The sequence below is a fragment of the Paenibacillus sp. FSL L8-0158 genome, from assembly GCF_038592965.1.
In the GTDB taxonomy this organism is placed as follows: Bacteria; Bacillota; Bacilli; order Paenibacillales; family Paenibacillaceae; genus Paenibacillus; species Paenibacillus polymyxa_D.
This window is the reverse complement of sequence record NZ_CP151949.1, coordinates 2,681,231-2,700,000: the sequence shown is the minus strand read 5'-3', so window position 1 is coordinate 2,700,000 and position 18,770 is coordinate 2,681,231. Positions and strand designations below refer to the sequence as shown.

Here is an 18,770-nt window from a genome sequence, read left to right as displayed (position 1 = left end):
TTCGCTTTTTTAGATAAAATCCTGAAAGTTAGCTTAGCTTAAAGCTGTAGCTAAATCCTGTATCAGAAGTTCAGCAGGCTCATGCCCTACAGCTAGGCGGATAAGCGATTCGGGCATGTGTTGTTTTTTTAGACTCTGCTTATTGAAGCCGTAGTTTGGTGAGATCACCTGGCTCTCCATAGACCCCCAAGATACACCGATCCGAATCAGTCGCAGTTTATTGATCACTCTGCATATATCCTCATAACCCGAATCTTTTAGTTCAAAACTGAATAATCCGGCATACCCTTTAAGCTGTCTACATGCGAGCTCATGTTGTGGATGGGATGGAAGTCCGGGATGATTCACTTTGGAAATGGCCGGATGATCTGATAGAAAACGAGCAACCAACAGAGCATTTCTCTGATGGGATTCCATTCGGAGCGGGAGTGTTCTTAGCCCCCGAATGAGTAGCCAGGCTTCAAAAGGGGCCAACGAGCCGCCAATCAACTCATACTCTTCAGCATACATACGATTTATTATCTCTTTAGAAGCGATCACTGCCCCTGCAATTAAATCATTATGACCACCCAAGTACTTGGATGCGGAGTGAACAACGATATCTACGCCCCATTCTAATGGTTTTTGGAAAAGGGGTGTAGCCCATGAATTATCTATGATTGTGCGGATGCCCTTCGCTTTGGAAAGCGAAGCTACCTCCTGAATATTTACCATATCGAATGTGAATGAGGTAGGAGACTCCATAAGAATAGCACGGGTCTGCGGTTTGATGGCATCAGCAACTGCTTCCGTAGAAGTAGAATGTACAATTGTATAATTTATATCGAACTTCGATAAGTATTTAGCTAGGCTGACGGAGGTTTCGTATATGTGTCCGACCAGAATCAGATGGTCCCCTGCGGATAAACTACACATTAGAGCGGCACTGATAGCAGCCATTCCGGAAGCAAAGCACTTGCAGTCCGCCCCGCCTTCCAACCCAGCAATCATTTGCTCTGCAATCTGAACGGTAGGATTGGTTCCCCTCGAATAGACATAATGCTCCTTTTCATTATTAGCCGCTTCAGCATAATCTTCGTAAGTATCAAAGAAAAATGGAGCAGTCTCAAAAATAGGAGGAGCAGCAGCCTTAGCAAAACACCCTAGTTCGTCCTCAAATCGCACACAGATAAGCTGATCATCCGAGAAACTCAAATCTGATCACCACTTTCTGAAAAATTTCAAACCCATAAGGGGTAGTCTCCTCAATCCGGGACTCAAATATTCTATAGGGTTATTTCAAAAATCTTTTAAAGAACTGCTGGAATCTAAAAATGATAATTAAATGCATGAAAAAATATGGAGGGGTGAATGGAAGCAATGAGTAAAAATACACTCCGGGTATCAGAGTTGATCATCTGTATTTCATGGTTTGAGCTGGGAAGTACATCTCTAACTTTTCACCTTGCTCCTCTTTCTTTCTTGGCTTAATTATCAAAATGGTCTTATTTTTAATGCTTTTTTCTATTTCATTGGCACGATATGAAGTGTTCCATCCTCGCTTAACTCTGCATAGGCAATCTCATCGATACTATATCCCTGCTCTCGCACCTTAGCTTTAATCTCTTCAATATCGATTGACTTCCCACGCATAGATTCGTTCAGGAGCTTTCCTTTATCAATGACTGTTATAGAAAAAAGATCAGGCTGTGCATCGATCCCCATATCCTGAGCCGCGGGTGGCTCATATTCGGGTTTGCGCATAACTGACAATGAACCATTTGTTTCTAACGTGGCGTACCAGACCTCACGAAGAGAAAAAATATTTTGCTGGCGTAGCATGGAGAGCAGCTGGGTAAATTCTATATCATATTTCTCAAGCATTTCTTGATTAACTTGCCCCTTATCCACGAGCAGCACTGTTCGACCTTCTGCCATATATCCAAATTTCACAAAATGGGTCGTCGCTTTTTCAAAAAAGTAGGCCAGCGCACACCATAGTGCCAAAGCAAACAAAAGCTGCCCAATGGTCACCTTATCGTCATATAACGTATTTCCCACAATTTCGCTTAACACCAATGATGTTAGGAAATCGAGTGGTGTTAACTGACTGAGTGTTTTCCGACCTGTAATAAAAGTAATGATCCACAAGCCAAAAAAGCTGATGATCAATTTGACACCAATCGAAACAAATACCTCCATAAATAGGCCTCCCGGAAGAAGTTGTTTTCCTTATGTGTTATTTACACCGGTTTACCTCAGCATAAACAGAGGGTTATTCCTAAAATGTCCGAATAAAAAAGCCCGCTACCAACTAGAGGCAGCGAACTTTAATTACGGCTAGTATACAATCTTAATCAAAGGCAATATGTCCAGCTCCCGTAATTTTGTACATAGTGACATCATTGCCCGCTAGCTTGACTCTGGACACATGATTATCTACTTTTCACAAGTAGCTGAATCGCTTCTTTAACCAGCTTATCCGTGTCTCCTCCAGCCTCTTGCTCTTCCAATATACATCGTTGCAGATTCTCTGCCACAATTTGGGCAATTGCTTTATCTGATGCGTTACGTACGGCAGACAACTGGCTAACAACGTCTTTGCACGATTTTCCTTCATCCATTAAACGAAGTACTCCACGCACCTGTCCCTCAATTCTCCTCAGGCGCGTTTTCAGTTCATCACTGTAATTGTAATCCATAAGTAATGCACTCCTTTTTGACTTACCATATACACGTATAGGTATATTATAAACCAAAAAAATAAATAGGATACCCTAAATAAATAGATTCACCTTCCCCTGCGAAGCATCCCCCAAGTAGGCGGCTACTCCAGCATATTCCAAACCGTCGATTAGCTCTTCTTGCTGCAGTCCTAACAAATCCATGGTCATGGTACAGGCGACGAGCTTGATCCCCTGCTCTCGTGCCAACTCTATAAGCTGCGGCAAGGAAAGCGCATTGTGCTTTTTCATGACATGCTTGATCATCTGTGGACCGAGTCCGGCAAAATTCATTTTGGATAGTGCAAGCTTTTTGGGTCCACGAGGCATGATCCAACCAAAGGCTTTTTCGAGCATTCCTTTATTGGTGCTCACGATTTCGTCCTTGCGTAACGTATTTAGCCCCCAAAAAGTAAAGAAAATAGTTACTTCGTGATCATATGCTGCCGCTCCATTCGCAATAATGAATGCAGCAATCGCCTTATCCAGCTCCCCGCTGAATAATACAATCGTTGTTTTGGGCGTACTCATATGGATTCACTTCCCTTAGTCTCTCCAGCCCATTCGGATATGCCTGAAAGCACAGATTTGACTTTTTTAGCGCCTTTGGAAACTAATAACTGACAAGCCATTTCACTGCGTGCTCCAGCTTGGCAAATCACTGCGATCTCTTCTTCCAAGTTCAGTTCAGAAAGTCTGTTCTCCAGTTCGCCAAGAGGGATGTGCTTAGATCCAGGAATATGTTTAAGAGCAAATTCAGCAGGTTCACGAACATCGAGTAAAATGAAGTTCTCTTTTGCAGAACATTTTGCTTGTAGCTCTTCATGGCTTATCGTAGAAGAAAATACTTGCTCCTTCTTCACTTCAGCTAGATTTGCTTTTTGTAGATAATGTCGCATTACATCTCCATCGCGGAGAGTGCCCAAATATTGATGTCCGGTGTTTTTGGCCCAGCTCTGAAAATCGGCTAATGAACCTTTGTCAGTCGCCTGAACTTCCATAATCTTTCCGGGAACGAGCTCATTCATAGCCTTTTTTGCTTTTACAATAGGCATAGGACAAGCTAGCCCTTTACAATCAAGAATATGATCTGCTTGGATATTGTTAGTTGATGACATTCTATAACCTCCGCCTGTTTTTTGAGGGGGCCTAGTTTAGCGAGATTCCTCTATACATATACCCCTATGGGTATTAGAATAACGAGGCTCGCTTCTCTTGTCAACTTATTAGCCCGTTTTTCTCAGAAGCAAACGAAATCAAGTCTTGAATAAAATAAAATTTAAAGCAAAAAAGCCGCGCAAAAACGCGACTCTAATGCATAAACCAAAATTAATCGTCTTTTTTCATCAGTTCTGGCAGATCCAGCGACATCGAAATATTACACAGCATACCTCTGGCGAGAAAAAGCATCGTTCTTTCCATTGCTTGTTCAATACCTGCCCGTCGGAACGCATCATAAACCGTCGTATGAATTTCACGGAACCCATGCTGCATCACGCTTACAACCTCATCCTCGCGGATCGTCTGCGCCTGCATTTGCAAAAGTGTTTCATTACGGTATTCCGTCATAATTTGCGAATAGGCTGCAATTAGCTCTTGCTCCAGCTGCTCAGATGAGGCCGAATGAATGACTCTGTGAAAAGAATCTATGATACGTGAAAATGAAACCTTAAGGGCTTCAACAAGCAATGCTTCCTTGGTAGCGAAAAAACGAAAGACATAGGGTTGAGAAATATTGGCCCGTTCCGCAACTTTGGCTGTTGTAGCTCGGTAGTAGCCCATCTCAGCAAACACTTCAATGGCAGCAGATATAATTTCCTTTTGGCGATTTATAGATGTTGACGTAGCTTTAGCCATATTTTTTTCATCCTTTTATTTAACACAGTTTTCTGATTAGTGATTAATCAATTGCAAAATAGTATAAACGAAATACCCTAAAAATGCAATGAGCTTGAACAAAGTCGCCTCCGCAATTCTAACGGAAACGACTCTGTTATATACATCCAATTATGGCGTCTTAGAGTTAAAATATAATCGGATATAATTGACCTTTTGCGTTTTGGTTTGATAGGAAAATACTAAATTATAACTAAGTCCTGATGTGTTATTGATCGCATAATTAGCTTCTGCTGTGTCAGGTATGTCTCTAGAGGTATCAACGGTTTCCGTAGGTTGGCCTAAATCGTCAACAATTTGTTTGATAAGCAACTTTTTATAGTCTGGATCGGAAGATGTAATTTCTGTAACTTTATCGCTTCCATCCAGCATGATGTCTGTATGATACTTAGCGTAGCTTCTCATAGGACCAGTAGAACCAGACTCGGATTTCCCCCACAGCTCAAACAAAAGATCGCTGCTAGTTCCCAAGCCAAGACCTTTTGGCAAATTCGGTAAGGTTCCCTGCTTGGCTGCGCTGAATATAGCGACTGCAGGGCTGTGTTTACTGTGAGGTGTAGCTGTACTATTGGCAGGTTCTTGATGGGTCGAGGTTGATCCTTGCCCATTAGTATTGAGATCCGTGTTTTGATCTGTAGAACTAGCAGGTGGTGTGACAGTTTCTGCTTTAGTAGGAGCAGTTGATTGTGCTTCCCCGCTATTGCTGCACCCTGTCATCACAGCAAAACCTATAGCCAATAAAGCACTAGTGGTGATTAGCTTGTAAGCCAACTTTTTACGATCATGAGGTTGATGTGTATGCTTCATTATAAGATCACTCTTTCCTTGTTCATGGGTACAAACCAAGTGTAACCGAACCTCGTTTCCAGAATACCTCTACTTGTATCCAACTTGTAAACAAGGACATTGATGGTTTTCTAACATACCCTATTTACGATCATAAGCTCCCAGCTGTTGTTTAGAAAAGGAGTAAGGAGAATCACTCTTTTTCAACCATATATTCCCTTTAATGATGAAGATGTATACAGCAAAAATAAAGTAGATCGTACCCCCAATCCAGTCAGTTACGGTTGGAATGTCTCGCAATACTATTTCATGAATATACCAAATTCCGACTGGAACATGCAGGAGAAGTGCCGTAAACAAGCCGGGATTATATAAGGTTTTTGCTTTAATATTTACGACGATACCGTGCCAGACGACCTGAAAAAATCCCATAAAAACGGGTGCGAGTCCAAGCCAGATTACTTGCGGAAACCATACGGGGAGCAGATAAAACACATAGGCAATTACCACATTGATAATCATCGCTGATTGAGTATTTAAGGGGTAATGATCGGGTGCTTCACTTTTAAACATAACGTTGTTAAATAAACCAGCAAAATATCCAGGCCAGCGGTACTCCTCAAATTGATGAAACAATATAGCTACAAAACTCAACCATAACATGCCTGTTATATCCGAAAGGATAGCTTGATTCATAAGTAAAACAATACATACAACCACACCGATAATAGCTCCTGCATCTTGCCAATATTTTCTCAAAAAGTTCATATTAGTCACCCCTCTGATTTATTTTTGATCAAAATATCTTTCAAACAGCAGATTTAATTGTTCCTCTATTGAAGGTATTTCCACAACTGCCCCTGATTCAAGAATCGGACTCATCAGTGCAGGCAGAAAAATAGCTCCGAATATTTGCAGCATCATCGCTAACAAGCGCTCCGGCTGTTGCTCGCCTGTCAGCTCCTTGATCGTGTTCTGAACCTTTGGAAATCCCATTATGTTTAAAAACCTTCCGTATTCCTGTTGAGATGTAAAGGGCGTGCTGCCCATGGCAATAATTCGCGAAAGAAGCTCTGGATATTGACGAATAACCTGTAAATAGTTATGTAAAAATTGTTTCAGTCTATCTTGGGGGGGGATCGCTGTATTATCCAAAATAGAAAAGGTGTGTTGAAAGCCATTTAATATCACTTCAATAGCTTCACTGAGCAGATTTTCCTTGGAGCCAAAATAATAATTAACTAATGAAATATTAGTAGCAGACAGGTCAGCAATTTTCCTGATTGTAACCGCCTCAAAACCTTCCTTTTGAATAAATTCCAGCGTAGCGTCTAAGATTTTTTCTTTGGTTTGTTGTTTTTTGTCTGGGTGATTCATGTTTTTCCTCCTCCTGTTTCGTCCAATCATAACGGATGAATGAAATGGACAACTTTAAATACGCAACTTTTCAAACAACAATTAAAACATTGTTTAAATTATTGTTTGAACTCAGTTTAGCACTTTATATTTCACAAAACAAGGAGCGATTTGAGATTCAGGGAATAAAAAAACCCGCATACGAATGAGATCGTTTGCGGGTTGATTGAATTGAGGTTGAGAAAAGGACTAAATAGCCCAATTTCCTTTGCGGAACACGGCTTCTTTACTCCCATCTTGCAGTTCGCCATCAATATCCAGCTCAGCTGAGCCGATCATGAAGTCAACATGAGTCAGGCTGACATTGGCACCGTTCTGGAGCAGCTCCTCCCGGTTCATTTGTGTCCCATTTTCCATATTAAATGGATACGCACTGCCTAGGGCCAAGTGACAGGAGGCATTTTCGTCGATACCTGTATTGTAAAAAATACGATTGAGATTGGAAATCGGTGAATCGTGCGGCACCAGTGCAACTTCTCCCAAATAGCTGGCCCCTTCATCCGTAGCGAGCAAATGAGTCAGATGCTGCTCGCCAGATTCAGCTGTATATTCAGTGACTTTACCGTCCTTAAAGGTAAACGTTATGCGATCCACCAGTTGTCCATTTAAATTGAGTGGCATGGTACTTGTGACATGACCATTCACACCTGTACGCTTAGGCATCGTGAATACTTCTTCTGTCGGCATATTCGCGACAAAGTAATCTCCGCGCTCGTTCTCCCCACCACCGCTGCGCCAAATATGCCCGTCAGCCAGTTCAATTCGCAAATCTGTTCCTGGTGCACGATAGTGGAGGCTTTTATACTTTTTATGATTCAGCTTGTCTTGTACCTGTTCAAGGTTTTTCAAATGTTTCTGCCAATTCTGAATAGGATCAGAGCCATCTACACGATTCATTTGGAAGATTGTATCCCACATGATACGTATACGATCTTCTTCTGCTACATCGGCAAATACTTTATCAGCCCAAGCCTTCGTCGGCGCTTTAATCAAACACCAACTAATTTTATGATTTCGGGTATATTTGGAAAAACCTTCTCTCGACGTAGCTGCCGCCTTGGTCGCACGAGAAACCTTTTGTGGATCAATGCCTTGGTATAAATCCGGGTTCGGCACTTTAATCGTTAGTGTGGCTCCACCCTCTTCGGCAAATTTCTCCATCATCTCTGCCTTCCAAGCAGGGTAGTAATCGAAGCTGGCTTCGTCACCATGTTCAAAACGACTACGTGTAATGGAATCATCCTCAAACTCTACCTGTACATATTTAGCGCCTGCTTCATAGGCTTTGCTGACAATCAGGCGTGTAAACTCAACAGTTTCCAGTGGTGCAGTTACCAAAAACACCTGTCCAGGCTGAATGTTAACTCCTACTCTTACAACCAGTTCTGCGTATTGCTCCAACAATGATTCAAATGTACTCATTTTTCCACGCTCCTGCTCCGTTTTGATTATATTGAATAATTTCATCACTACAGTACGGATTGCTTCTCCAGTTCACGCAGCTCCACTCTTCGTATTTTGCCTGAGCTGGTTTTAGGAAGCTCTTGAATAAACTCTATTTTTCGTGGATATTTATAAGGCGCAGTCCATGTTTTCACATGATGTTGCAGTTCCTTCACTAATGCCGGTGATCCTTCTACCCCAGCTTTGAGTACGACAAAAGCTTTAACAACATGTCCACGGATTTCGTCAGGGCTGGCTACGGCAGCACATTCCTGCACGGAGTCATGCTTCATAAGCGCTTCCTCTACTTCAAAAGGACCAATAGTATAGCCAGAGCTGATAATGATATCATCACCACGTCCTTCAAACCAGAAATATCCATCCTCGTCTTTGCGCGCCCGGTCTCCCGTAACAAAATAATCTCCGTGGACACTAGCTAATTTGCGTTCTGGGTCATGGTAATACGTATGGAATAATGCCGGCAGATCGGCACGCACCGCAATATCCCCCACTTGCCCCGGAGCCAGCGGAATGCCATCCTCATCTACGACCTCAACAAGTCCCGGCGCAATGGATTTGCCCATCGAGCCAGTGCACAGAGGCGCGTCCTTTAAATTACCAATAATTAACGTACTCTCTGTTTGGCCGTAGCCATCACGAATCGTAATGTTGAACTGCTCCTGAAACTTGCTAATAACCTCCTGATTGAGCGGCTCTCCTGCAGAAACTGCACTGCGCAATTGGGATAGGTCGTATTGATCCAAACCATCCATTTTTGCCATAATTCGATATTCCGTCGGTGTACAACATAATACTTGGACTCCGTATTGCTGCAGCAACTGCAAATAACGACCCGGACGGAACGAACCATTATATACGAATCCAGTCGCTCCATTTCCCAGTACCGATAAAAACGGACTCCAAATCCATTTTTGCCAGCCAGGTGCGGCTGTGGCCCATACTATGTCTGAAGCTTGAATGTCCAACCATGGTGATGTTATCCGCAGATGAGCATATCCCCAGCCATGGCTATGTACAACACCTTTAGGATTTCCCGTGGTGCCCGAAGTATAGGCCAGAATGGCCATGTCGTCACGGTGCGTCTTCACAGCTTCAAAAGTATCTTCCTGTCCATCCAGCAGCTCATTCAGCACGAGCCAGCCAGATACATCTGGCGTGTCGTCCCCGGAGACCACGATACGATAATCCAGAGTAGGCAAATCATCGCTTATTTTGTCCACTTCACCTGTAACTCCGGTCCAGGCAATGACTGCGCGTGCTTCAGAATGGCGAAGACGATATGCAATATCCTTGGCACGTAGCATTTCTGAAGATGGAATGACAGCAAGCCCCAGCTTCAAGCAGGCCAGATAAATTACATACGCAATAATACGCCGTGGTACTACGACCAGAACTCTGTCACCTTTGTTAAATCCCAGACTTGCGAGTCCTCCAGCCAGTCGGTTAGCCTTTTTCAACAGCTCTCCGTAGGTGATTTCTTCGTATTCTCCTGTCTCACTCAGCCACTTAAGTGCTGTTTTATCAGCCTCATGGTGTTCCATTTCCGAAGTCATATTGTAATATTCAGGCGCAAGCCATTGTTGTTGATCTGTCAAATTATACCTTCCCCTTTATACATAAGATGAAATCCACTTTCTTACTGTAGTATAACACGTCTTAGTACCAGGTTCTAATACCAGAATCATATTTTTGGAAAAAAATAAATTGGGTAAAGCCAACAACAAAAAGAAAGAGCCTGATTTCAGGCTCTTTTTCTTCACTGCAATCTTGATCTACAACTGGAGTTCTACCACTGTAGAAGCCGCTTCCTGACCGTTTACTAGCAGCGCAATCCGATGCGTTCCCGCATAATGGCGACGAGTTGTCAGGTCTGCAAAACGGTGTGTCCGTGTACCTGTAAGATGGGTTCCTCCGGGAACCGTTTTGTCAGATAGCAAAAACAGTTTACGTGAGACTTGTCCTCTCGCCTTCACAAAGTCAATGCCGTACTCGATGCGGACTCGTACCGAGTCACCTCCACGAAGCTGAAGCGCGTAGCTCAACTCACAGCTATCACCGAGTCTTAGCAAGGCAGGGTCTGTGCTGAAAGAGGCACCCGTGACCAACGGTGCCCCGTCTGTTTCATCCGCATAGCCGAACATTGCCATCACTTCGGGGATAGATTTGCGAATCAGGGTCCGGCAGCCATGACGTACAATCCAGTCGGTGTCAGGGTGTGTCCCTTTCCAACGTTGAGCCGTAGCAATGACCACATCAGGATGATCCTTAGCAATATCGTTCAGGTTGTTGGCTACACTTTTACGTACATATAGTGATGGATCGACCTTCAGTAGTTCCAATACGGCCAATACTGGAGCAGGATCGCGTTTAAACACAGGCAACGCCTGTCCCCAGGGTAGCCGTGGACGGCAGCCTTCGCTGGCAAGACGGCGAACGTGCTCACTTTGATGTCCCGCCCAGGTCGTCATCTGCTGCATCATCCGTTCCGGTTCACGCAGGAGGAAGGGTCTTACGGCGAACTCCGCAGAGGACTTAGATGTGAATCGCTCCAGTGCCTTCATGGACAGGTCCCAATGTTCTTCTCTTTGCCCATACACCTCCACAAAATCGGGGAAAAACAAGTACGGAAAACCACTGCAATGCTCATCTATAGTAAAAAGAATACCCAGAGCTTCTTCATAATTACTGGGCAAAAATGCCCCTAATGTTAACGAAATACGCCGTATTCGTTCTTTCAGCTCCAGCTCATCCCATTTTTCATCCATCACTTGATGGATAAATCCGATGGTATCGAACGGCCTGTACGCAGACCGTACTTTTTCACCGAATTGTTGAAGAAAATTCTCCGTGTACATATTTTTTAAGGGCTCAGCCATTATATATCTCCTTTTGAATGAGGTTGAGAGAATTGTAGCAAGGCATACTAAAAATGCCAAGTCCTATGTTTAGGACCTGACATTTTTACATCAATACAAGAAATCGATTTACTTATAATTCGTGTTGGGCAAACCAATTAGTAATACGTTGCAGTCGTTCCACGCGAAGCTGCGGGTGCCCTTTTCGTGAAAGCTCGTGGCTTGAAGCTGGAAAACGGACAAATTGCGTTGGTTTCCCCAAGCGACGTAATGCTGTAAACAGCTGCTCTCCCTGCTCTATAGGACATCGCAGATCCTGCTCCCCGTGCAATATGAGCAGCGGTGTGTTAATTTGCTGCACATAAGCCAGCGGAGATTGCCTCCACAAGAGCTCGCAATCCTCCCACGGATTCCCGCCGACTTCATCTTCAGTAAACGAGTACCCTATGTCACTCACTCCATACATTGACAGCCAGTTAGATATGGAGCGCTGGGTTACAGCTACGCGGAAACGATCGGTATGGCCGACAATCCAGTTTGTCATAAAGCCACCATAGCTGCCCCCTGTTACACCCAGCCTTTCCGGATCAATGAATGGAAACTGGCGTATAGCCTCATCCACTGCGCTCAGTAGATCAGTGTAATCGCGTCCGCCGTAATCTCCAAGGACGACATTGGTAAAAGACTGGCCGTACCCTCGGCTTCCTCCCGGATTCGTATAGATGACTGTATATCCCTGAGCGGCCAGCAACTGAAATTCATGAAAAAAAGAATTGGAATACATGGCATGAGGGCCACCGTGAATCTCCAAAATGGCAGGATAGGATACTTCCTCCTTAAACCCAGCAGGCTTCATTACCCATCCTTGCACCCGTCGGCCATCCTCAACCTCCGTCCAAAAGCACTCAGGCACACTGATCTCAATCTCATCAAGCAAAGAATCATTTACTCGTGTCAGCCGTACCTCAGTTCCTGAATGGATCGCAATCCGGAACAAATCGCCTGGTAAAGTTACATCGGTGGAAGCGGCAATGATATGCTGCTCATCCGATGTAAGCTCGAATTGGTAAATTTCTCGTTCTCCTTGCGTTAAAATTTTAAAAGTTCCATCAAGCGCAAACTGATATACGTGCACATTTCCTTCACGGGTAACCAGCGTATACAGGGATTGACCGTCGGCACTAAAGCGTGGCGGTCCTATATGAAGATGTGAACGCATGTCGCTCATACCCGCATTACCGAGGTGAGCGTCAAGCGTCCCACTAACGCATACTGCCGTCCCCCCACTGGAAGGAATCGTGTACAATCGGGCCTGAGTAGCGTCTTTGGCATGTCGATCATGACCGTAAAAGGCAATCGTTGAACCGTCGGGAGAATAAGCAGCACTCTCGATGTGCAGTTCAGAATGGGTCAGCTTAAGCGGTGCGACGGCATCACCATTTGAAATCGCAGGAGCTATCGTAAACAAATCATTTAGTTCACGTAAATCCGTATCCTCTTTCGAATGTTCTGCTATTCTGGCGACAAATAAAATACATTGAGCATCCGGTGACCACACAGGCTCCGCCACATCATAAGCGCCGGACGTCAGCTGAACTGTGTGCCCCGAAGTCACATCCGTAACATACAAGTGATCACGAGTATCATCCCACAGTCCATAGCCGTCGGATTTAGCTTTCGTTCGATTAACAACTCGTCCCTTAAGTTGCGCCTCCTGAGTTCCTTCATCGGATATCGGGCTTAGTGGGTTCTCGGCCGTTTTAGCTACAAACGATATACAGGTCCCATTAGGAGACCAGGCTAATGAACGAACATTGTTCTCTACGTGTGTAAGCTGTCGTGCCTCTCCCCCGCGTTCTGGAATAATCCATACCTGGCGCTTGCCGTCTGTTGTACGGAGAAAAGCTAGTTGTGATCCGTCGGGTGACCAGACAGGCGTTTCATCTTTCGGTCCGTATGTAAAGGGTAATGCGCTAGCGCCATCGGACGATAATAGCCAAATTCCTGAGTTATAATCTGTCCGCTCTTTATTAATATGTTGCTCTACGTAAGCGATTTCACCGCTGAGAGGATGAATAGCTGGATCGCTAACCCAGTGAAGCCGATATAAATCCTCGGCTGTTATACAGCGCTTGGTCGTGCTAAATTGCGAGTCGCTCAAAAAAATTCCTCCTTATATCATCAGATTCCACATTTTCAAATTTTAATTAATCCGATTAATTTTATGTGATTATAATAATTATACAATTACGTTACTCTTTTTATTTATCTCTGTCAATTTGTCCAAAATTAAAAAGCCCCTCTCTCAGTCGCTATCGACCCGAAAACACCGCTACTTCGGTTGCTTTCATGAGAGAGGGTAATGTTATTCATCAATCATAACTGAAAATTCATTCGCTCCAAGCCCCTTTCAGCGAACGAATCGGCTTCGTCCTGTTCGGGGTGATCACGTCTAATTGTGGTTAGCTGCTCGGCTTCATTTTTTTCACGAATGTAAGTGGAGAATAATTCAGGATTCACCACTTTACGAAGTAAATGCATCGTCCCGTCCCCTGTTCCATGGTCAAAAGCATGGATACGTTCATATCCCCAACGCTCGTACATGGATAGCAAATAGGGATGCTTTTCCGCAGTTGCCAGTGTTACTGCAGGAGCTCCCACCTGATCACGTATAATCGTTTGCTCTACCCAATTCAATAGTTTTTTCCCGTATCCTTTGCCCTGGGTAGCCGGGTCTACAGCAAACCACATCACAAACGGTAGATCGGTTATAAAATTAAGGGCTCTATTTTTGAGATGGCTAACGGTAGCCTGAATGACACCGTCTACTTCCAGCACATAGCAATCATTATTTTTAATATTTTCTTGAATGAGAGCAACGTCTGCCTGAGCGGCAGGCCATCGAAGCCCCAACTGCCGAATTGTTTCATACGCCTCATACGTCACATACTGCAATCTTTCTGCGTCCTCTTGGAGTGCCAGACGATAGATTTCACTCATACTAACCCGCCTCCTTATAGTGTTTTTTATAAAACGCGTGAATCACTATATAATTATTCCTATCTATTTAATCAGATATAAAAGTTAACATAACTGTAGCATGCTCACCATCCAGCGGCAAATTAATTTTTTCTATAACTCCATTTAAAATAACAATATCCCCTCGAAAGAGGGGCATTCGGTTAATCAAAGTCAACGCAAAAAGCCCGAAAGCCGGGCTCCTTTACTTTCTAGACGAATAATATGCTGGCCATGCCTCTGGCATTCAAACACAGCATGTATGCTGTGTTACTCCGCAGGGGCAGTAAAGCTGCGTTTGGCAAACTCGCTGTCCAGCATATAAAAGGCGTTGCTGTCTCTTTCAATGCGTTTAAGCTTCTGAATGACACTGTCGAACAGCGCTTCCTCCTCGACTTGCTCATCAATAAACCATTTCAAGAAATGGATCGTTGCATGCTCACGTGCATCGAGGGCCAAGTCAGCCAAATGATAAAATTTTTGCGTGTTTTGCTGCTCATGCTTGTAGCCATGCTCAAATACGTCCAGCATGGAATCGTAGCTGTTTTTGGGCTCCGGTAATGCAGCCAGTGTAGCGCGTCCTCTACGGTCATTAATGTATTTATACAGTTTCATGGCATGAAACCGTTCCTCCTCAGCTTGTACCAGGAAGAAGTTTGCAAACCCATCCAGACTTTCACTGGAGCAATAAGCAGCCATCGCCAGATATACGTGAGCGGAGTAAAATTCAAAGTTCATTTGCTCATTCAGAGCCTGTGCCAAATTGTCATTCATGTCTCAGGTCACCTCGGTCATGTATGTAATGTTGTAACGATCATAGTGTACCACGAATCCGATCACAAAAAAACGGACGGAAGTGAATTCAGTGCTCTCACATTCCGTCCGCAATTTCCACAATCAGTTCACAATCAAGGCTCCAAACCCCAGACACGTTTGTCGTTTATATACAAAGGTGCTTTGTCCCAATCCGTATAAGAGGTCTTGGTAGAATCATAGGAAAAATCATCACTTTCGTTATAGTTGCTCCAGTCCGTCTTGTTCATGCGAATTTGAATATCTCCTGTATTTTCCCCTGCTGCCAGACTTCCCGCACCAGCTCCAAAGGAGATCTCCAGATAATAATCTGCGCCTGTAACGGCCTTATCCAGTTTCACAAAACGTCCCTGAACGTTACTACTACCCAACTGTGCATAGTCACAATGGAATTCCTGTGACTTGTCGCCATCTACGGTATAGTAGTATCTCAGCTTAACATTTTTCAGTTCGACAGCCTCTTTACCCTTGTTTACAACACGGAACAGTGGCCGAATCTGGTTATCTCCCGGATTAGTGTCGCCCACGTGGTATTGGGCAATCACGTCTCCCGTTGCTGGAATGGGAGCTGCCGTAGGCTTAGCACTGACCTCGACAGAATCCGGGCTGGTTCCTAAAGAATTTGTTGCATTTGCTACATAATAATAAGTGGTTTCATTCAGCACTCCTGTATCCTTGTAAGTGCTGTCTGTTACCGTTGCTACTGTGGTATAAGGACCACCACTGGTTGTCGAGCGCTTGACCGTATAGCTATCGGCACCCGTCGCTTTGCTCCAAGTGAGTGTAACCTGAGCATCCCCTGCGTTTGCCTTCACATTTGCCGGAGCTTTGGGAGCTGTCGGCTCGGTTGGTCCACTACCGTTAATGAGACGGTCATACTCAGCATAAGCTGTTGCCATATCGACTTGGGACCAGAAACGGTGATACGTAAATTCTGGAGCACCTTTATCCCATTTTTTGGTCTGATTGTTCCAAGAAGTCGTGTATTTATCTTTAAGATAGGACCATTGCGGATCTTTAGTGATATTAGGCCGGATATCACTAAAGCTGGAATAGGTACCATTGCCGCCCTTGGACGGATCAGAAGCGGTAGCGTCTGTGCCAGGGATCGTGTTGCCTTGTCCAGTCTTGCCACTCCAGCCATTCGGGATATACACTTCTTTAGTAAAATAACGATAATAATCCTCGCGAGCTTCCTTCGTTGTAATACCTATACCATCGTTATAACCCCATGCAGCATCAAGCAAAGCTTTAGACAGATCCTTAGCTTCCTTGCCTAACTCGGAATAGTCTCCTTTTTCAGCTTTCGTTCCAGCAGCAAAGAAAGTAAGTGCTTTAACATAGCTGCCCAGCACTCCGGCATCCTGCCCCGGATTCTTTGTTACCACATGGAGATTGGTATTCCCTTTATGATTGGCAAATCCGCTCCAGGTTTCAGGCTTTCCGCTCCATTCTAGATTGCTAGGCAGCCAGAATTCTCCTTTAGCTGCTGTAGTAGCTACCTTTGGATTCTTGCCACCCAGAATACGCTTACCTTGAGCGTCCAAATAGTATCCCTGCGCATCAGTCACAGGCCGTTCGTTGGCAAATACATAGTTCTTGGACCATGCGATCCAGTTTTCCGTCACTTGCTTAGCCATTTTAAACTGCTCGGACGAAGTATCCCCTTTCTTGGCTAAAATGTAGTACAGCTCGGCAACCCGCTCGACAGGCCAAGCCTGCATCCCGAACCAGTTGTTCGACGGTGGATCGTTATATACAGGAGCCCCCGTATAAGCCATACCATAAAAGGTACTCGTACCAGATGGATAAGCCTTGTAGGCACCATCCCAGCTATTCGTCGCTCCACCTGCAATGGCCCCCTCATCGGATTGCAGCCATGTATAAAACTCCAGTTGTCGCTTTAGCGAAGTCGCCCAGTCCTGTCCCGCCGTTGGTGAATTCGGTATTAATCCACCATCTTGATCGGACAACGCATAGGCTGCGACGACATTTTGGTAGCCCTGATGCGCATGGCTGGCTCCAATACGCCAAGCCCAGTTACCGCTTTGGCCAAGTCCGCCACCCCAAGCCGTATACCATGCCATTAAGTAAAGACTGGCATCCTTTCCCGTACCAGCAATAGGACTTCCATTGGAAGCGCTTCCTGTTTTCTGGAAGTATTTATCGTACATACCGTAACGCAAAAAGTCTCCCATCTTTTTGGCTTTATTCAAATATACGGAGTTATCATAGCCCAACTCCTTAGCCCAGTACATCGCTTGAACCGCCCGTGCATCCGCATCGGTGGCATTCGTGTAGCGCCATTGCTGTGCCGGGGCATTATTTTCCTTGGTGAACAGGCTCATAAAGCCTTCATTAGACTTGCCAAACTTATGATTATCTTGTGATGGATGCGGTACAGCCTCCCAGACTGATTCCTGTTCCCCACGCTGGAAGGTGTTTACATAGGCTGCTGTATGCGACGGATTCAGAAGATTTCCGAAGCCGTACCAATTATCCACGTCCAACAACCAGTGCATCAGATAAGTCTGGTTATTGCCATAGGTTGTCTTCAGCTCAGAGTCCAGTGGATCCTTGCCAGCACCATACTGGCCACTCAGACGGCTTGGGTATTGATCCGGCTGTGAGTATTCTGCAGCATAGGTGGCGGGGCTGTTCGGGTTGTAGTTACTCATTGTTGGCTGTTCTTCCTTACCATCGCCTTCATTAACAGGAATGATATATTTCTCCATGTTGTCCCATGCGGATTCCAAATGCCCCCAATCCCCGGTATAATGACCATACAGCACTTCCAACCACATCCAGTAGCTGTAAGCTTCCGAAGTCGTTAAGTGTCCGTAATCCGGAGCCTCGCTCATGAGCGTTTCAACGGAATGATAAGGGATGCCTTCTTTTGAAAAGTATCCGCTAGCCGGATCCTTCAGCTGTTTATACAATTGTAAAAAACGTGTCGATTCCGGTGTTGCGGCTGATGCACGAACGGATTCTGCCTGAAATAAGCCCAAGGTTAACGGAAGTACCAAAATGGCTGACATGACCATAGAGACAGATTTTCTGAACACGGATTTTCTGCTAATCACTTTTGCATTCATCCTCTCCATTATCAATTTTGGCTTAACACAAGATTTTTTCCGAAATACGGCAGCACAAAAAGACAGCATCATCACCTCACTTTCCCATAAAAAAGGTGGAGGACACGCTGTCTATTTCTCCAAATGCTTCGCATTGGCCCTGGAAAAAATATACCACACTAGGCACCAAATGAGAGTCGAAAAATTATATGTGTTTAGAGTTCCGCAAGGAAAATTGACGAAATCGATTGGAATCGGTACTATTTCACAGGGAGGCGTTAAAACATGAAAATTTTGCTATTGCTTGGTTGTATCGTGATGTTTTTAGCCGTAGCTCTGGGAGCGTTTGGCGCACATGCATTGAAAAAAAGACTTTCCGCAGACATGATGAGCATATTCCAAACAGGAGTTCAATATCAAATCGCTCACGGATTGGGATTGCTGCTACTGGGGGTTCTTGCTGACAACCTTGTCCATTCTTCTCTCATCGTAACCGCAGGCTGGGTTATGCTGGTGGGTATTCTCCTGTTTTCCGGCAGTCTGTATGCCCTTAGTATATCCGGTGTGAAAAAGCTTGGGGCCATCACCCCCATTGGCGGGTTGGCATTTTTGGCAAGCTGGGTCATTGTGATCGTGGCGGTTGTGAAGGGTTAAACAAGGGTAAAGAAACAGAGACTTGGAAAAGGAGGCGCTTCCAAGTCTCTCGAATTATTAACATAGCATTCCTGAGTATTATGAAAGAATAC

At 44.6% G+C, this 18,770-nt stretch carries 17 protein-coding genes; 1 reads left to right on the top strand and 16 read right to left on the bottom strand.

Annotated features, from left to right (window positions below; all coding sequences use genetic code 11):
- Positions 1-33: 33 nt before the first annotated feature.
- The 16 genes from NSQ68_RS12225 to NSQ68_RS12150 all read right to left on the bottom strand — a co-directional run bounded on the left by NSQ68_RS12225 (position 34) and on the right by NSQ68_RS12150 (position 17,994).
- Entirely contained in the window at positions 34-1,194 is a 1,161-nt protein-coding gene (locus NSQ68_RS12225; protein ID WP_342428961.1) for an aminotransferase class I/II-fold pyridoxal phosphate-dependent enzyme, read from the bottom strand.
- 309 nt (positions 1,195-1,503) lie between these two features.
- A complete protein-coding gene (locus NSQ68_RS12220; protein WP_342428960.1) occupies positions 1,504-2,181 on the bottom strand; it encodes a YetF domain-containing protein in 678 nt (225 codons plus the stop codon).
- Between the two features lie 233 nt (positions 2,182-2,414).
- Entirely contained in the window at positions 2,415-2,681 is a 267-nt protein-coding gene (locus NSQ68_RS12215) for a metal-sensitive transcriptional regulator (RefSeq protein WP_013310304.1), read from the bottom strand.
- Positions 2,682-2,756: 75 nt separating this feature from the next.
- Positions 2,757-3,233 carry a DsrE/DsrF/DrsH-like family protein gene (locus NSQ68_RS12210; protein WP_250245043.1) on the bottom strand — a complete coding sequence of 159 codons (477 nt, stop codon included), beginning with the start codon at positions 3,231-3,233 and terminating at the stop codon, positions 2,757-2,759.
- On the bottom strand, positions 3,230-3,820 hold the full coding sequence (locus NSQ68_RS12205; RefSeq protein ID WP_307354066.1) for a sulfurtransferase TusA family protein: 591 nt from the start codon (positions 3,818-3,820) through the stop codon (positions 3,230-3,232). Before NSQ68_RS12205 ends, NSQ68_RS12210 begins: the two co-directional genes overlap by 4 nt.
- A 211-nt stretch (positions 3,821-4,031) precedes the next feature.
- The gene (locus tag NSQ68_RS12200; RefSeq protein ID WP_307354067.1) at positions 4,032-4,559 is read right to left on the bottom strand and encodes a TetR/AcrR family transcriptional regulator; all 528 of its coding nucleotides are present in this window, start codon (positions 4,557-4,559) and stop codon (positions 4,032-4,034) included.
- 150 nt (positions 4,560-4,709) lie between these two features.
- Positions 4,710-5,405 carry a DUF4309 domain-containing protein gene (locus NSQ68_RS12195; RefSeq protein WP_307354068.1) on the bottom strand — a complete coding sequence of 232 codons (696 nt, stop codon included), beginning with the start codon at positions 5,403-5,405 and terminating at the stop codon, positions 4,710-4,712.
- A 120-nt stretch (positions 5,406-5,525) separates the two neighbouring features.
- A complete protein-coding gene (locus NSQ68_RS12190) occupies positions 5,526-6,152 on the bottom strand; it encodes an HXXEE domain-containing protein (protein WP_307354069.1) in 627 nt (208 codons plus the stop codon).
- 18 nt (positions 6,153-6,170) lie between these two features.
- The gene (locus tag NSQ68_RS12185; RefSeq protein WP_307354070.1) at positions 6,171-6,761 is read right to left on the bottom strand and encodes a TetR/AcrR family transcriptional regulator; all 591 of its coding nucleotides are present in this window, start codon (positions 6,759-6,761) and stop codon (positions 6,171-6,173) included.
- Between the two features lie 228 nt (positions 6,762-6,989).
- Positions 6,990-8,222 carry an aminopeptidase gene (locus NSQ68_RS12180; protein ID WP_235309903.1) on the bottom strand — a complete coding sequence of 411 codons (1,233 nt, stop codon included), beginning with the start codon at positions 8,220-8,222 and terminating at the stop codon, positions 6,990-6,992.
- A 47-nt stretch (positions 8,223-8,269) separates the two neighbouring features.
- Positions 8,270-9,859 (bottom strand): acyl--CoA ligase, encoded by a 1,590-nt coding sequence (locus NSQ68_RS12175; RefSeq protein ID WP_342428959.1) that lies wholly within the window; start codon positions 9,857-9,859, stop codon positions 8,270-8,272.
- Between the two features lie 177 nt (positions 9,860-10,036).
- Positions 10,037-11,140 (bottom strand): hypothetical protein, encoded by a 1,104-nt coding sequence (locus NSQ68_RS12170; protein ID WP_307354073.1) that lies wholly within the window; start codon positions 11,138-11,140, stop codon positions 10,037-10,039.
- A 112-nt stretch (positions 11,141-11,252) separates the two neighbouring features.
- Positions 11,253-13,280, bottom strand: coding sequence for a S9 family peptidase (locus tag NSQ68_RS12165; RefSeq protein WP_307354075.1), 2,028 nt, complete (start codon positions 13,278-13,280; stop codon positions 11,253-11,255).
- A gap of 215 nt (positions 13,281-13,495) precedes the next feature.
- Positions 13,496-14,119 carry a GNAT family N-acetyltransferase gene (locus NSQ68_RS12160; protein ID WP_342428958.1) on the bottom strand — a complete coding sequence of 208 codons (624 nt, stop codon included), beginning with the start codon at positions 14,117-14,119 and terminating at the stop codon, positions 13,496-13,498.
- A 288-nt stretch (positions 14,120-14,407) separates the two neighbouring features.
- Positions 14,408-14,911 carry a ferritin gene (locus NSQ68_RS12155; protein WP_039275069.1) on the bottom strand — a complete coding sequence of 168 codons (504 nt, stop codon included), beginning with the start codon at positions 14,909-14,911 and terminating at the stop codon, positions 14,408-14,410.
- Positions 14,912-15,045: 134 nt separating this feature from the next.
- Positions 15,046-17,994 (bottom strand): glycoside hydrolase family 48 protein, encoded by a 2,949-nt coding sequence (locus NSQ68_RS12150; protein ID WP_342429110.1) that lies wholly within the window; start codon positions 17,992-17,994, stop codon positions 15,046-15,048.
- A 315-nt stretch (positions 17,995-18,309) separates the two neighbouring features.
- Here NSQ68_RS12150 and NSQ68_RS12145 point away from each other — a divergent pair, with 315 nt between their 5' ends.
- On the top strand, positions 18,310-18,678 hold the full coding sequence (locus NSQ68_RS12145; RefSeq protein ID WP_342428957.1) for a DUF423 domain-containing protein: 369 nt from the start codon (positions 18,310-18,312) through the stop codon (positions 18,676-18,678).
- Positions 18,679-18,770 lie beyond the last annotated feature (92 nt).

Excerpts from the sequence above, each read along its gene's own strand:
- NSQ68_RS12220 (WP_342428960.1), bottom strand. The coding sequence starts at position 2,181 with ATGGAGGTATTTGTTTCGATTGGTGTCAAATTGATCATCAGCTTTTTT.
- NSQ68_RS12210 (WP_250245043.1), bottom strand. The coding sequence starts at position 3,233 with ATGAGTACGCCCAAAACAACGATTGTATTATTCAGCGGGGAGCTGGAT.
- NSQ68_RS12195 (WP_307354068.1), bottom strand. The coding sequence starts at position 5,405 with ATGAAGCATACACATCAACCTCATGATCGTAAAAAGTTGGCTTACAAG.
- NSQ68_RS12150 (WP_342429110.1), bottom strand. The coding sequence starts at position 17,994 with ATGGTCATGTCAGCCATTTTGGTACTTCCGTTAACCTTGGGCTTATTT.
- NSQ68_RS12215 (WP_013310304.1), bottom strand. The coding sequence starts at position 2,681 with ATGGATTACAATTACAGTGATGAACTGAAAACGCGCCTGAGGAGAATT.
- NSQ68_RS12205 (WP_307354066.1), bottom strand. The coding sequence starts at position 3,820 with ATGTCATCAACTAACAATATCCAAGCAGATCATATTCTTGATTGTAAA.
- NSQ68_RS12200 (WP_307354067.1), bottom strand. The coding sequence starts at position 4,559 with ATGGCTAAAGCTACGTCAACATCTATAAATCGCCAAAAGGAAATTATA.
- NSQ68_RS12160 (WP_342428958.1), bottom strand. The coding sequence starts at position 14,119 with ATGAGTGAAATCTATCGTCTGGCACTCCAAGAGGACGCAGAAAGATTG.
- NSQ68_RS12180 (WP_235309903.1), bottom strand. The coding sequence starts at position 8,222 with ATGAGTACATTTGAATCATTGTTGGAGCAATACGCAGAACTGGTTGTA.
- NSQ68_RS12155 (WP_039275069.1), bottom strand. The coding sequence starts at position 14,911 with ATGAATGACAATTTGGCACAGGCTCTGAATGAGCAAATGAACTTTGAA.
- NSQ68_RS12190 (WP_307354069.1), bottom strand. The coding sequence starts at position 6,152 with ATGAACTTTTTGAGAAAATATTGGCAAGATGCAGGAGCTATTATCGGT.
- NSQ68_RS12170 (WP_307354073.1), bottom strand. The coding sequence starts at position 11,140 with ATGGCTGAGCCCTTAAAAAATATGTACACGGAGAATTTTCTTCAACAA.
- NSQ68_RS12185 (WP_307354070.1), bottom strand. The coding sequence starts at position 6,761 with ATGAATCACCCAGACAAAAAACAACAAACCAAAGAAAAAATCTTAGAC.
- NSQ68_RS12145 (WP_342428957.1), top strand. The coding sequence starts at position 18,310 with ATGAAAATTTTGCTATTGCTTGGTTGTATCGTGATGTTTTTAGCCGTA.